Source organism: Mesorhizobium sp. M0664, from assembly GCF_040320565.1.
GTDB lineage: Bacteria > Pseudomonadota > Alphaproteobacteria > Rhizobiales > Rhizobiaceae > Mesorhizobium.
On sequence record NZ_JAMYPW010000002.1, the window covers coordinates 151325 to 166049 of the forward strand.

General features: G+C 63.0%; 13 protein-coding genes and 1 pseudogene. 1 reads left to right on the top strand and 13 read right to left on the bottom strand.

Annotated features, from left to right (window positions below; all coding sequences use genetic code 11):
* Positions 1-161: 161 nt before the first annotated feature.
* Positions 162-557, top strand: coding sequence for a hypothetical protein (locus NKI39_RS03465; protein WP_352830687.1), 396 nt, complete (start codon positions 162-164; stop codon positions 555-557).
* Between the two features lie 138 nt (positions 558-695).
* On the opposite strand, the gene NKI39_RS03470 is transcribed toward NKI39_RS03465, so the two are convergent.
* The 13 genes and pseudogenes from NKI39_RS03470 to NKI39_RS03530 form a co-directional block, all read right to left on the bottom strand.
* On the bottom strand, positions 696-1754 hold the full coding sequence (locus NKI39_RS03470; RefSeq protein ID WP_352612450.1) for an ABC transporter ATP-binding protein: 1059 nt from the start codon (positions 1752-1754) through the stop codon (positions 696-698).
* A 39-nt stretch (positions 1755-1793) separates the two neighbouring features.
* Complete coding sequence (locus NKI39_RS03475; protein ID WP_023674179.1) at positions 1794-2615, bottom strand: carbohydrate ABC transporter permease; 822 nt, start codon at positions 2613-2615, stop codon at positions 1794-1796.
* The gene (locus NKI39_RS03480) at positions 2616-3518 is read right to left on the bottom strand and encodes a carbohydrate ABC transporter permease (RefSeq protein WP_245274609.1); all 903 of its coding nucleotides are present in this window, start codon (positions 3516-3518) and stop codon (positions 2616-2618) included. It lies immediately after the preceding gene.
* A gap of 35 nt (positions 3519-3553) precedes the next feature.
* Complete coding sequence (locus NKI39_RS03485) at positions 3554-4891, bottom strand: extracellular solute-binding protein (RefSeq protein WP_352830689.1); 1338 nt, start codon at positions 4889-4891, stop codon at positions 3554-3556.
* 61 nt (positions 4892-4952) lie between these two features.
* The gene (locus tag NKI39_RS03490; protein ID WP_352470625.1) at positions 4953-5612 is read right to left on the bottom strand and encodes a GntR family transcriptional regulator; all 660 of its coding nucleotides are present in this window, start codon (positions 5610-5612) and stop codon (positions 4953-4955) included.
* A 39-nt stretch (positions 5613-5651) separates the two neighbouring features.
* Entirely contained in the window at positions 5652-6536 is an 885-nt protein-coding gene (locus tag NKI39_RS03495) for a dihydrodipicolinate synthase family protein (RefSeq protein WP_352830691.1), read from the bottom strand.
* A gap of 204 nt (positions 6537-6740) precedes the next feature.
* A pseudogene (locus NKI39_RS03500) lies at positions 6741-8536 on the bottom strand (ABC transporter ATP-binding protein).
* The gene (locus NKI39_RS03505) at positions 8533-9477 is read right to left on the bottom strand and encodes an acetamidase/formamidase family protein (RefSeq protein ID WP_352470628.1); all 945 of its coding nucleotides are present in this window, start codon (positions 9475-9477) and stop codon (positions 8533-8535) included. The pseudogene NKI39_RS03500 and the gene NKI39_RS03505 overlap by 4 nt, the downstream one beginning before the upstream one ends.
* Positions 9467-11110 (bottom strand): ABC transporter substrate-binding protein, encoded by a 1644-nt coding sequence (locus NKI39_RS03510; RefSeq protein WP_352830692.1) that lies wholly within the window; start codon positions 11108-11110, stop codon positions 9467-9469. The genes NKI39_RS03505 and NKI39_RS03510 overlap by 11 nt, the downstream gene beginning before the upstream one ends.
* 32 nt (positions 11111-11142) lie before the next feature.
* Positions 11143-12063 carry an ABC transporter permease gene (locus tag NKI39_RS03515; protein WP_352470630.1) on the bottom strand — a complete coding sequence of 307 codons (921 nt, stop codon included), beginning with the start codon at positions 12061-12063 and terminating at the stop codon, positions 11143-11145.
* A complete protein-coding gene (locus NKI39_RS03520) occupies positions 12060-12926 on the bottom strand; it encodes an ABC transporter permease (RefSeq protein WP_352470704.1) in 867 nt (288 codons plus the stop codon). The genes NKI39_RS03515 and NKI39_RS03520 overlap by 4 nt, the downstream gene beginning before the upstream one ends.
* A 19-nt stretch (positions 12927-12945) precedes the next feature.
* Positions 12946-13548 carry an ANTAR domain-containing response regulator gene (locus NKI39_RS03525; RefSeq protein WP_352455770.1) on the bottom strand — a complete coding sequence of 201 codons (603 nt, stop codon included), beginning with the start codon at positions 13546-13548 and terminating at the stop codon, positions 12946-12948.
* The gene (locus tag NKI39_RS03530; protein ID WP_352470631.1) at positions 13545-14672 is read right to left on the bottom strand and encodes a transporter substrate-binding protein; all 1128 of its coding nucleotides are present in this window, start codon (positions 14670-14672) and stop codon (positions 13545-13547) included. Before NKI39_RS03530 ends, NKI39_RS03525 begins: the two co-directional genes overlap by 4 nt.
* Positions 14673-14725: the final 53 nt, after the last annotated feature.

Here is a 14725-nt window from a genome sequence, read left to right on the forward strand (position 1 = left end):
AAAGCAGAACTGCAGAACGATCGCGGATTTCACGCCTCGCCGCTATCACGCGGACGAACATCCCATCTGCCCTGATCGGTAGTTCGTACTGAACCTCAGCACAGGTCGTATTGTCAGTCAGCCGGATTCAGGCGCGCGAACCTCCGGCGCGGATCTCCGTAGTGCCGAAGACCGCCCACGAGAAAATTCACTTTGAAGCGTTTCCGGATCATCCTGTGGCAGCAATGATCGCAGAGAGCGCCCTCGCGGCGCGCGCGCCATGCTGGAAACTCTGCATGTTTGCCGAGGGCAGCCGCTACCAGGAGCAACTCTGCGCTGTCGGCGGCGACGGAAAGATCGAATGTCTGGTTCCCGGACCAGGCCGTTTCTGGCCGACCCAGCTTGGCCCTGCGCCAGTGCCCCAGTTGATCGTCAGTCCGCGCAATCCGCCTGGACCACGCCTGCTGGAGATTCCCGTCGACCCCCGGCTGCTCGAGGCAGGCGACCATAGCGGTTCGACTATTTCGAGCACGCCCGCTTCACCGCTGCGGTGCGCGAACAAGGCAAAGTGGAAGTGACCTTGCAAGACGGCTGGTGGGCCGTCGTCATGGGTCTCGCCCGCCCAGAGATCGGCCAGCGAAGGCCGCGCCATCGAGGTCGCCGATGAATTCGCGTTGCCGACCTAAGGCCGACCACGCATTCACCAGACCATTGGGTCAGATGCGCCGACCGGTTGCTGCGTCGAACAGATGCGCACATGCGCGGTCGATCTCGATCCCCACCCCTTCGCCCTGCCTGAGCGCAAGCCTTTCTCGGAAAAGGCAGGAAATTTCTTCACCGGAGCAGTCGACCCTGGCGAAGATTTCCGAGCCTGTCGCCTCGAGAAGCGTGATCGTGCCCGGCACGCCTTGCCCCGTCGCCCGGATATGTTCCGGTCGAATGCCGTAGACGAGTTCGCGTCCTGCGGCATCCGCGGGCTGGGCGCCTTCCGGCAACGGCAGGACCAACCCGCCTGCGCTGCGGAACACGCCCTCCTCGATGCGGCCGGCAATGAAGTTCATGGCGGGCGAGCCGATGAAACCGGCAACGAAGAGGTTGGCCGGATGGTCGTAGAGGTCCAGCGGCGCGCCGATCTGCTCGACCAGGCCGTCATGCAGCACGACGATCTTGTCGGCCATCGTCATGGCCTCGATCTGGTCGTGCGTGACATAGATCGTCGTGGTACCCAGCCGCTGGTGCAGGGCCTTGATCTCGCCGCGCATCTGGACGCGCAACTTGGCATCGAGGTTGGAGAGCGGCTCGTCGAACAGAAAGACCTGTGGGTCACGTACGATCGCGCGGCCCATGGCGACGCGCTGGCGCTGGCCGCCCGAAAGCTGGCGCGGATAGCGGTCAAGCAGCTTTTCCAGGCCGAGGATGCCGGCTGCCTTCCGGACCCGGCCAGCGGTGTCGGCCGGGTCGGCTTTCTTGATCTTGAGGGCAAAGCCCATGTTGTCGGCAACGGTCATATGCGGATAGAGCGCATAATTCTGGAACACCATGGCGATGTTCCGGTCCCGCGCGCGCAGATTGTTGACCATACGTTCGCCGATGGCGATCTTTCCGCCGGAGATCGTTTCAAGGCCCGCGATCATGCGCAGCAGCGTCGATTTTCCGCATCCCGACGGGCCGACCAGGATGACGAATTCGCCGTCGGCGATGTCGACGCTGACGTCGTGAATGATCTTGGTGGCCCCGAAGGCCTTCTGCACGTTGCTGATTGTTACCGATGCCATTGGATCTTTCCTGGAAAAGAGTGATGTCAGGACGCGCCCTCAGCCGCCCTTGACGGCGCCGGCGGTCAGCCCCGCGACGATCTGCCTTTGCGCGAACATGGTCAGGATCAGCACTGGCAACGTCACCACCAGCGCCGCCGCGGCGAGCGGCCCCCAGCTGACCTGCTCGTAGGACAGCATGTTGTAGACGGCGACCGGCAGTGTGCGCGTCTCACGGCTGGCGAGCACGACGCCGAAGACGAAATTGTTCCACGAGAAGATCACGGACAGGATGAAGGCGACGACGATGCCTGGCTTGGCGATGGGCAGGGCAACCAGCCGGAAAACCTGCCAGGAGCTGGCGCCGTCGATGTTGGCCGCCTCCTCCAGTTCCATCGGCGTGGTCTCGAAATAGCCGATCATCACCCACACCACGATCGGCACCGTCACCACCAGATGGATGATGATCTGCGGCCACAGCGTGCCGAGTATCCCGATCCATTGGAACAGCAGAAACAGCGGGATGAGATAGGATAGCCCAGGTGTCATGCGGGCGATCATGATGACGACCGCCGATCGTTCAGCCTTGAGCCGTGCGATGCCATAGCCGGCCGGTACGCCGATCAGCAGCGCCAGCAAGGTCGCCGTACCGGTCACCAGAACCGAATTCCAGAGATAGAGCAGGAAATTGTTCTCCTCGAACACCTTTACATAGTTCGACCAGGCGAAGCGTTCGGGGATCAGGATCGGCGGATAGGCACCGTTGTCGATCTCGAATTTCAGCGACAGCGAGATCATCCAGAGGAAGAACAGGATCGCCGGCGAGACGAAAACCAGGGCAGCGAAAAACAGACCGATCTGGTTGAGCAGCCGTGAACTCATCTATTTGCCCTCCGTATCGATCCACTGCGAGCGTTGGCGCAGCATCAGCAGGACAAACGACAGGGCCACGATGACAATGAAGAACACCACGGCCATGGCCGAGCCGTAGCCGATATCGTAGTAGGAGAAGGCGGTGTTGTAGAGATAGATGTTGATGGTCTCCGACGCCGTACCCGGCCCGCCCTGGGTCATCGCGTAGATGATGTCGAAGCTCTTCAGCGCATCGATGGTGCGGATGATGACCGCGATCATCAGGAACGGCGCGATCATCGGCAGAGTGAGATAGCGGAATTGCTGCCAGGCATTGGCGCCGTCGATCTCGGCGCTTTCGAAGGGCTCGCGCGGCACCGAGGCCAGCCCGCCAAGCACGATCAGCATGACGAGCGGCGTCCACTGCCAGGTCTCGACCGCAACCAGCGACGGGATGACCGTGTTGGCGTTGAATATCCATTCCTGGGCCGGGATGCCGACCAGCGACAGCAGGTAGTTGAGCACGCCAAGCTGAGGATGGAACATCATTGTCCAAACCAGTGCGACGGCAACGGGTGTCGCCATCATCGGCATGACGAAGACGCCGCGCAGCAAGCCGCGCAGCGGAAACCTGGCATCGAAGATCAGGGCGGCCAGGGTGCCCAGCAGCATCGGCGCTGCAACCGAGAGGAAGGTGTAGGTCAACGTATGAACAAGGGATTCCCAGAAACGTGGGTCGCTGGCCAGGCGGAGATAGTTTTCCATCCCGGCAAAACTCCGCGACTGGCCGAGCGTCCAGCGATTGACGCTCATCCACAGGGTGAAAGCCCAGGGGAAAACGATGACGGCGCCGACGACGACGAGTGCGGGGACGACGAATGGCCAGTAGTTGGGAGCCAGCCGGATCGTCTGGCTCCCGTCGATAACCGGCATCGTCACCCCGGTCTGTTCTGGGGTGGTGGCCGACATCAGCCCTGCTCGCTCCTGTCGAGAACCGGCTGGAACTGTTCGGTGGCCTTCTTCAGCTCCGCGGCGGGATCGGCGCCGGCAATCATGTTGGTCAGCGCCACGCCATAGATGTCGCGGAATTCCGTGACCGGGATGATGACCGGCAGTGCCAGCCGACTGATATTGCCCGAGCCGACCACGGCATCAAGCCAGCTTGCCGGCATGGTGACGCCTTCACGCACCTTGGGATCCTCCAGCACGGATTTGCGGAACGGAACACCGGCGCCGGCCTGCAACAGCCGCGCGCCCATGGTTGGCGATACCGCCCACTGGCAGAACAGATAGGCAGCCTCCTTCTTCTCGCTGGCGGCGGTAACGCCAATCCCGTCGCCGAAGGTGCCCGAGGCATGCGCCTTGGGACCCTTGGGCATCACGCCGTAACCGACCTTGCCGACCACCCTCGATTTTTCCGGATTTTCCATCGGCGGGGCAAAACCCACGCCGTCGAGCCACATGCCGATCTTGCCCTGCAGGAAGGCCGACTGTGCTTCGGCCCAGTTGAACCCGGTAACGCCCGGAGGGGCGGACTTGGTCATCAATCTTTGATAGAGCGCGGCAGCCTCGATCGCCTCGGGAGCCTCGGTGCGCAGCTTGCCCTTGTCATCTAGCGGCGTCATGTCGTAGCCGAGCATCAGCGACGTCCACACCGGCGTGTTTGCGTTCTTGAGCCCGCGGGCGACGAAGCCGTATGTATTGGTCGAGTGGTCGGTCAGCGCTTCGGCGGCTGCCACAAGTTGCTCGAAGGTCTCTGGGTATTTGATGGCCTTGGCCTCGAACAGCTCCTTGTTCCAATACAGGATCCAGTAGTCCACCGAGAACGGTAGCGAGCGCAGCACGCCCTGGCCGTCCTTGGCAAACAGCATGCCGGCTTCGGCGAAGTCGCTTTCGACCAGCGCCGGGTCGGTGAGCGACGGATCGGCGAGATAGCCGGCGATGTCGGCCAGCCAGCCACCCTTCTCGAACTGGCGCTTCTGCACGTGGTAGCTCAGATGCACGACGTCGAAGCTCGGCTTGCCCGAGCTCAACTCGATCACCGTCTTCTGGCGCTGCTGCTGCTCGGGCGTTGCCTCGGCATTGACCTTGATGCCGGTCAGTTCCTCGAACTCGGCGAGATATTTCAGGATGGTGTCGCTGCGCGGGCTTTTCACCAGATTGACGTCAAGCGTCGTCCCGGCAAAGCGTTTCCAGTCAACGCCTGCGGCAAAGCCGGGGCGAAGCCCCACAAGGCCGGCAGCGGTTAGCGCCGCGGTTCCGGCAAGGAGTTGCCTCCTGGTTGGGTTGAACAGATTGGACGACATTTCTTCCTCCCGGTTGCTGTCGTTGTGGATGCGCCGCAAACCGCGGCGCGGCTATATTTCCTCAGATCTGGAGCGCCAGCCGGCGCGCATTGTCGATATGCAGACTGATCGCTTCAACCGCTCTTTGCGGATTGCGGCTCTCCATGGCTTCGATGACCGCCAAATGTTCGCGCATCACCGGCACCACACGACCGTCGATGCGGAAACGCTCCTGGTGGATCAGCCGGATTTTCACCGAGTTGACCAGATAGGCCTTGGCGATAATCTCGTTGCCGAGCGCATTGATGAAGGTGTCGTGCATCGCCCAGTCGATGTTCTGGGCCTTGGCTTCCATTTCCGGCGTCGGTGCCTGCCCGAGAGCTTGGGCCAGCATCTCTTCATGTTCGCGCCGCATGCGGGCAAGTTCGGCATCAGAAGCGCTGGTCGTGAATAGCGCCACTGCCTCGCGTTCCATGAACAACCGAAACTGAAACGCCTCGCGGATCAGATTGATATCGATATGCGCGATCTGCATGCCGCGCTGCGGGATGGTGGTCAGCAGTCCCTCGGCCTCGAGACGCGGGACGATCTCGCGAATGGCACCCAGCGGCAGCCCGGTGAAAGCGACCAGTTCGCGCTGTGACACGAACTGCCCCGGCCGCAGATCGCGGGCCAGCAAATGCCGCGTGAAGCTGGCATAGGCCTTCTCCCGGAGAGTGATCGGTTCGCTGCCGTCTTCCACTTCAGCTCGCTTCCTTGTCGGTCAGCCCGGCCTTGTCGGTCAGGCTGCCTCTGTCGCAAACAGCCTGTCGAAGGCAGCGGCAAGCTGCCGCTGTCCCTGCGGATCGATCGGCTCCAGGGGCGGGCGGACCGCCAGCCAGCGCTCGTCGCCGGTCTTGCGCGCGACCATGACCTTCACCGCCGGCGTGACCGGGTATTTGAGCAATTCGAGCACGAAGTCTTCGACGCGTGGGTCGTCGCCCCCGTTTTCGACCATTGCCCGGATTTCGCCGGTAACAAAATTAGCCATGCCGGAAATCGCGCCCTGTCCGCCGCGGCGCACGCTTCTCGCGAGATGCCGTTCGTCGCCGATGAGGATCACCAGATCGCCGTGCGCCTCAAGCAGCGCCTCACTGTAGCTCCAGTCCCCGCCGGAATCCTTCACCCCGGCCACCACAGCGGGAAAGGCGGCGCGCAGCCGGCCGATCAGCCCAAGCGGGAGCGGCACCATGGTGACTGAGGGGATGTTATAGAGCAGCACGTCGCGCGCCAGCGGACCGAGTGCGGCGAAGACGGCGGAAAACCATCCGAACAGCCCGTCCTCGCCGACATTCTTGAAGTAGCTCGGCGGAGCGAGCAGAATGTTGCGAACGCCGCGCTGCAAAGCGTGCCGGGCCTGATCGGCGGCATCTTCGGCTGCATCGACCAGCACTGCGGCGACGAGCTGATGTGGCGGAATACCGGCCGCCAGCATGGCCTCGGTGACGATCCGTCGCTCGTCGGTGCCGACCGAGGCTCCTTCGCCGGTGGTGCCGAACAGCGTCGCGCTGCTGCAGCCGGCGCCAAGGCAGGCTCGGGCATGCGCGATTATCGGCGCGAGCGCTATCTGCCCCGACGGGTCGAAGGGTGTGGTCAGGGCAACCGAAAGACCAAAGCGGGAAGCCAATACGATCTCCGTTGAAATCAATGTGGATGTAGCGTTAGCACGCTAACATGTCAGGTGTAAACGGGTGATGTTGCCAACTCGGCATCGCCGAACGGCGCTGCCGCGGCAGCGCCATCGCCGATCATTTTCCTCCGCTCGAACATCACATATGCAGCTGTCCCCGAGCCTCTGCGGGGTTGGCTGCACGAGGCAGCCTAAGCTCGATCAAGTGGCGACGAGGTGGCCGTCGCCAACATCTTCGAGCTTGAGTTTCCGGGGCTCGTCACCGATGCGCCGCACAGCGCTTGGAATTTCGCTGTCCAAACGGGCGAACCGGGCGCGGCGCCGGCCTGGATCGGGAACCGGAACGGCTTCGATCAGCCGCTTTGTGTAAGGATGGCGCGGGTTGGAGAAGATCTGGTCGCGGGTGCCCATCTCGACGATCTGCCCCAGATACATTACCGCCACGCGATCGGAGATGTTCTCGACCACCGCCATGTCGTGCGAGATGAAGAGATATGCGACGCCGAATTCGCGCTGCAGCTCCTTCAGCAATCTTAACACGCGCGCCTGCACCGACACGTCGAGAGCAGAGACGCTCTCGTCGGCAATGATCAGCTTTGGTCGCAGCGCCAGCGCCCGCGCAATGCAGATTCGCTGGCGCTGCCCGCCGGAGAATTCGTGGGGATAGCGCTCCATCTGGTCAGCCGAGAGGCCGACGCGTTCGAACAGGGCGGCGATCTGGGCATGCCGTTGCTCTCTGTCGCCGAGGCCGTGGATCAGCAGAGGCTCGGCGACGAGATCGCCGACCCGCATGCGCGGATCGAGGGACGCGAAGGGATCCTGAAAGATCATCTGCACATTGCGGCGGACAGCCTTGCGCTCCTTGCGGCTGAGCGCCGACAAGTCCTGGCCGCCGATTAAAAACTGCCGGTGTAGGGCACCAGCCCGGCGATCGCCTTGGCCGTCGTCGACTTGCCGCAGCCCGATTCGCCGACCAGCGACAGGGTTTCGTGCGGCGCGATCGAGAAACTGACGCCTTCGACCGCGTGCACCCTGCGGTCAACGCGGCCGAAGAAGCCGCCGTGCAGGTCGAAGCGGACGTGAAGATCGCTGACAGATACAAGCTCGGCCGGCATGTTGGCGGCGTCTTGTCGTTCTTCGACGGTCCGTCCGCCGCCAATGCGCGGCACGGCGGCCAGAAGCTCGCGTGTATAGTCGGCCTGCGGGCGATTGAAGATGTCAGCCGCGCTGCCCTGCTCGACCATCCGTCCGTCACGCATGATGATGACGCGGTCCGCCATCTCGGCGACGACGCCCATGTCGTGCGTGATCAGGATAACACTGGTGCCGTGCTCGCGCTGCAGGTCGCGCAGCAGTTCCAGCACCTCACCCTGAACCGTGACATCGAGGGCGGTCGTCGGCTCATCGGCGATCAGCACGTCCGGGTTCAGGGCCAGAGCCATGGCAATCATCACGCGCTGGCGCATGCCGCCTGAGAGTTCGTGCGGATAGTGCTCGAGCCGCCGTTCGGCATCCGGAATTCGGACTGCCTTCAGCGCCTCGAGCGCCCTCAGCCGCGAGTTGGAGCGCGACATCGAGGTGTGTGCATCGATCGCCTCCGTGAGCTGACGGCCGATGGACAGCACCGGATTGAGCGATGTCATCGGTTCCTGAAAGATCATGGCAATACGGTCGCCGCGGATGCGGCGCATGCCGCTCTCGCTGAGAGCCGCGAGGTCCTGATCGCCGAGCCGGATGGAGCCTGATCCGATGCGTGCCGCCGGCTGCGGCAGCAAGCCCATGATGGCCAGCGCCGTCATCGACTTGCCGGAACCGGACTCGCCGGCGATGCAAAGCGTTTCGCCGCGCGTCAGGCCGAATGTCAGGTCGGAAACGACGTCGCGCTCGCCCTCCTCGCCGCGCACGGCGACGCTCAGGCCTGAGACGCTGAGTACCGGCCTGAGAGAGCCACTCTCCGCGGCGGCCTGCCTGGATCGTTTGATGTCCTCCACCTTCATTCAAAGACGCAGCGGGGGAAGTAGAACGAAACCACCCAGTTGGGCATGTCGACGATCTCGCTGATGCGCAGGTCACCGCAAACCGAGACGAGCATATAGGCATCTACCGGATCCATGCCGTAGCGGCCGGAGAGCAGGTCGATCATCTGGGAAACGGCACTCCTGGCGCCGTCCATCAGATCCGGCCCGATACCGGTTGTCACCTCGTAGCCCTTGGCGTCGAGATGCCGCGACACCGGACCGGGCGTTGTGAAACGCGGCGTCCGCAGCCGGGCATCCTTGACCAGATCGAGCGTCAGCACGGCGTTCATGGGGCTCTCGATCGCCGTGCCGCAGACCTCGCCATCGCCTTGCGCGGCGTGCGTGTCGCCGACCGAGAACAACGCGCCCGCGACCTCTACGGGCAGGTAGAGCACCGTGCCGGCGGCGAGATCGCGGATATCCAGGTTGCCGCCCACGCGCCGCGGCGGAACCACCGAATGCAGACCCGGCTCAGCCGGGGCATTGCCGATGGTGCCGGCGAAGGGCTTGAGCGGCACCCGGCCGCTCTTGCCGAACAGCGCCGGTTCGAGCGAGGCGGCGTCGTACTTCCAGATATTCAGTGCCGGTTGGGAGAAGTCATTCGCCAGCAGACCGAATCCCGGGATGTTCGCCGTCCAACCGAAGCCTGATGGCTTGAACGCCTCGATGGTGATTTTCAGGGCATCGCCCGGTTCTGCCCCGTCGACATAGATTGGCCCAGTGACCGGGTTCACCTTGGCAAAGTCGAGCAAAGCAACGTCGTCGATGGTGCTCTCCATCGTCAGCTGCCCGCCGGACGAGTCCAAGCACTGGAACTCGATCGTCGCCCCTGGCGCCACCCGTTCGGCCGGGACAAAGGAATTGTCCCAGCCGAAATGATGGTGGCGCCCGTGGATGGTGTAGTCGCAGTTATTGCACATCGGTCACATACACATTGTCGTAGTTGATCGGGATGTGGACCGGGTCGACATAGAGGTTGTCGGCGCCACCCATGCGGGTTGATTTCATGGTGAAACGCTGCTCGTTGAAGACCGGTGCCCAGGGCGCGTCTTCCATGATCTTGCCGTAGATCTCGCTCCACATCTTGGCGCGTTCGCCAGCCCTGGCCGGGTCGACGATGGAGTCGGCTTCGGCCGCCTTGGCGTCGAGCGCCTTGTTGCAATACCACGACCAGTTCCAGCCGCCCGGGACGGCACCAGCACAGCCGAGGATCGGGCCGTAGAAGTTCGACGGATCGGGGAAGTCGGCGATCCAGGCCATGCCGCCGGACCAGATCATCGGCGCACCGGCCTTGTCGCCGCCGGCGGCGATGACGTTGGCCTGCGCGAGCGACTGGATGCTGGCCTTGATGCCGACCGCCGCCAGATCCTGCTGAATGGCCTGCGCGATGCGCGGGTTGGGATCGGTGTTCATGGCAAACAGCTGCGTGTCAAATCCGTCGAGATGCCCGGCCTCGGCAAGCAAGGCCTTGGCCTTGGCCACGTCATAGGGATAGCCCTTGAATTCCTTGTCATAGCCAGGCATCGACGGCGGCAACGGCTGATTGGCCGGCACCGCACGGTTGTTGATCAGCTGGACGATGCGGTCCTTGTTGATCGCCATGTTGACCGCCTGCCGCACCTTCACGTTGTCGAAGGGCGCCATGGTGGTATTCATGGTGATATAGCCGGTGTGTAACTGGCCGCCCTCGACAACACGGGCCTTCTGCTCGGGATCGGCCATCACCTCCTGGAATTTCGCCGGCGGAATGCCGTCGCCGGGAACGTCGATCTCGCCTTTCTGGAGCCGCAGCAGCGCCACGATCGGCTCCTGGCCGATCTCAAAGGTGATCTTGTCGAGATGCGGCAGACCCTCGTGCCAGTAATCCGGGTTGCGCTCGAATACGACGCGCTGGCCGAGCGTCCATTCGGCGAGCTTGAAGGCGCCGGTTCCGACCGGATGTTTGCCGAAGTCTGCGCCGTATTTTTCGACTTCTTCCTTCGGCACCACATGCGAGAAGTTGATCGCCATGACATGCAGGAAGGTGGCGTCGGGCCGGGTCAGCTCGAACTTGATCGTGTAGGGATCGACGACGGTTATGCCCGCCAGGCTCTCCGCCTTGCCGGCAGCGACGTTGTCATAGCCTTTGATCGAGCCGAAGAAGCCGGCACCCGGGCTCTGTGTCTTTGGATTGGTGACCCGGTCGAGCGAATATTTCACGTCGTCGGCGGTCATCTCGCGGCCATTGTGGAACTTCACTCCGTGGCGCAGCTTGAAGGTGAAGGTCTTGCCGTCGGGCGCAATCTCGTAGCTCTCGGCAAGGTCGGGCCGCAGGTTGGTGGTGCCCGGCTCGTAGTCCATCAGCCCGTTGAACAGGCTCTTGATCATCGACCAGTTCTGCCAGTCATAGCCGATGGCCGGATCGAGCGTGGCGACGTCGTCCTTGTAGGTGATGGTGATCGCGCCGCCCTGCTTGGCATTCGGATCGACGGCGTCTTCGGCACGTACGCTTGTCATGCCAAGCACCAGCGCAAGCGCCGATGCCGCCACGGTCGATATTAGATATTTTCTCATGTCATGTTCCCTTTCTCTGGTTTTCTTGGTTTTCATCTGAGCTTGATGCGTGGATCGATGAACGGTGCGACAGTGTCGGCCAGGAGATTGCCGAGCACGATGGCAAAGGCCGAAACCAGGGTGACCCCCATGATGATCGGAATGTCGATGCGCTGAATGGCCTGCCAGGCTAGCTGGCCGATGCCTGGCCAGCCGAACACGCTTTCGACAACCACGATGCCGCCCATGAAGATGCCGATATCGATGCCGATCATGGCGATGACCGGCAGGATGGCGTTGGGCAGCGCGTGCCGGAGGATAATGGCGCTGCGTGCAAGACCCTTGGCACGCGCGGTACGCACGTAGTCCTGGCGCAGCACGTCGATCATCGACGAGCGCATCATGCGGGCGTACCAGCCGGCGCCGAGAATTCCCATGGTCAGCGACGGCAGCACCAGATGACGCCAGGTGCCGTAACCGCCGATCGGGAACCAGCCGAGCCGCACCGCGAACACATAAAGCAGCATCAGGCCGACGACGAATTGCGGCGCCGAGACGCCAACGAAGGAGGCGACCATCAGCGACTGGTCGGTGGCGGTGCCACGCTTGACGGCGGCGATGAGGCCCATCGTCAGCCCGATCACGACTTCGCAGGCAATGGCGCCGACCATCAGCAGCAGGCTTGCCGGCAGCCGCGAGACGATAAGCTCCGTGACCTCCGAGCGCTGAATGTAGGAGCGCCCCAGATCGCCGCTGAGAAGGCTGGTCAGATAGTGCCAATACTGGACGACGAAGGGCTGGTCGAGGCCGAGCTGCCGGCGGATGTTTTCGACCGTCTCGGGTGTGGCGCTGCGGCCGGCGATCTGGCGGACGGGATCGGCGGGCAGCAGGTAGAGCAGCGCAAAGGTGATCAGAGAGACGCCGAGCAAGATGAGCACCGACTGGACAACGCGGCGGCCGAGATAGGCGATCATGCCCGCCCCCTTTGCGTCGGATCGAGGATGTCGCGCAGTGCGTCACCGATCAGGTTGAAGGCCAGCGCCAGTGCCAGGATTGCCGCACCGGGAAAGAAGACCAGCCAGGGCGCGGCCTGGAAATAGGTCTGGTTCTCGAAGATGATGTTGCCCCATGACGCGGTCGGCGGTTGCACGCCGATGCCGAGATAGCTGAGCGTCGCTTCGAGCAGCACCGTGGTCGAAATACCGAGCGTGCCCCAGACGATGATCGTCGGCAAAAGATGTGGCAGGATATGGCGGAACAGGATGCGTGGAGCGCTAGCGCCGATGGTGCGCTCGGCATCGATGAACTCGCGTTCGGAGAGCGAACTTGTCTCGGTGTAGATGACGCGGGCGGTCTGCACCCAGTTCACCAATGCGATCACCATGGCGACGATCCACAGGCTCGGCTGGAGCACCGCCGCCAGGCAGATGGCGAGCAGCAGCGCCGGGAAAGCCATCATCAAATCGGTGAAGCGCATAAGCGCGCTGCCGATCCAGCCGCGGAAATAGCCGGCGGTGATGCCGACCAGCGTGCCGATCAGAAGCGCCACGCCATTGGCGACGATGCCGATGATCAGCGACGTGCGCGCGCCGAATAGGAGACGGGTCAGCAGGTCGCGGCCAAGCAGGTCGGTGCCCAGCCAGAACTGGGCTCCCGGCGGCAGTGGCGCGCCTTCAAGCGTGAGCCCGTCGAACATCTGCTCGTTTGGATCGTAGCCTGTCAGCCACGGTGCAAGAATGGCGCCGGCCAAGACAACGGCAATAATCCCGAGGCCGAGCAAAGCGAGAGGCCGTTTTAGCAGACGTCGCCAGACGCCGGCGCGAGGCTTGGCTGGCATACGCCCGGCGGCCGAAAGCTCAGGCGCGATCGGATTGGTCATCGTCGCCTTCTTCTTGTGTCATCGCCACGATCCTGCGCGCGGCTTCCTCGACACTGATTTGCCAGCTCATCGCCAGCGAGCGGAGCTGCGCATAGGCACGGCCGTCCTCGGCGCCCTTCGACAAGACCTCTACCGCGCGTACGATGGTCTGGCGCTCCGCGACCCGCTGACGAAGCGAGGCAATCTCGCTGGCCAGAAGCTTGCGCGCCTCGAAACTCTGCCTTGCGATTAAAAGTGCGCTATAGACGCCGGCATTGCCGACCGGTTTCAGCAACTGCGCATCGGCCTTGTGCGACAATGCCCATTCGACGCGCCCCGGCGCCTCGGAGCCGATCAGTGCTATCAGCGGCATCGGCGCCTCGCCCGGCTTCCACGGAAATTGCTCGTCAAAGCCGAGATCGACGTCGAAGAAGACGAAGTCCGCCGCCAAGGCTTCGGCCGGCAGTTCCGGCCAGAAGCCAATCGCCTCAAGGCCGATGGCCGACAATTGCCTTGTGATCGCCTGCACGGTCGGATGTGGACGATGCAGGACAAAAGCCCTGGCGCCTCCAAGGTTCGGGATACGCGCCATCTTGCTCACGACACCACCCGCAGGCGTGGCCGCCCGAACGTCTCCGTCCGGTCATAGCGGGAAAGGTAGGGATCGGGTGCCACGCCCTTCGTCAGTGTGACCGTTTTGAACGATGTTCCATCGATACGTCCGATTAGCACCGGCAAGGTAGCATGCTGGGTTTGCTGGTCGATGGCGATGTCGCCCAGCGGCGTTCGAAATGATGTTTCGGAAAAGACCTTGGGAAGGTCCGTCCATTGTGCACCGGGGTTAAGGGTGAGGATCTCGGCGAGCATGCGCACCGAGGCATAAGCCGCCGCCTCGAAGGATGAGGCCGGCATGACGGAAGGCACTGGAACCGCACCGCGATCCGCCCCCGAGATGTCGTGAAAATAGGGCCCAACGGAAAGGTGGCCATCGCCTGCCCCGTTGAGCGCCGGCAATTCGCATTCCGTGAGATTGCAGGACAGGATCGGGCAACGCTCCGGCCTGAAATGCGGGTCGCGCCGGCCAAGCTCCGCATAGGCAGCGATGAAGGCATAAGAAGAAGGGCCGATGAGATTGTTCAGAATGAAATCAGGTCTCGTCGCCTGTATCTCCGCGATCAGCCGCGCAACATCGACCTCGCCGAGCGGCAGATAGCGTTCGCCCAGCACCTTGCCGCCAGCGTCCGCAATCAGGTCGCGCGCCACGCGGTTGGTCTCCCAGCCCCAGATGTAGTTGGAACCGAGCAGGAAGCCATCGGCGCCGAAACGAGGCACGACATAGGCGAGCAGCGGTACGAGATGCTGATTGGGGCAGGCGTGTGTGTAGACGACATGCTCGTTGGCTTCGAAGCCCTCGTACGGGCAGGCGTACCACAGCGTGCCGCCTGCCCTTTCCAGGATTGGAATGACCTCCTTGCGGCTCCACGAGGTGACGCAGCCAATGATGTGACGCGCGCCGCTGTTGGCGAGAATGTCCGCGCAGCCGCTTGCATAGCGATCGATGTTGCCCTGCGGGTCGCGCTCGATCGGGATGAATTCGAATGGGATAGCGAGATCGCCGTTGACGTCGGCGATGGCGTTCATCGCACCCGCACGGCAGGATTCGGACACCAGCCGGTAGTTGCCGGACCGCGAATAGAGAATGCCGATGTCGATATGCCGTTTCAAGCAATGCCTCAAAAATGACAATGCCCCGCAGCCACCGCCGCAGGGCGAGGCAT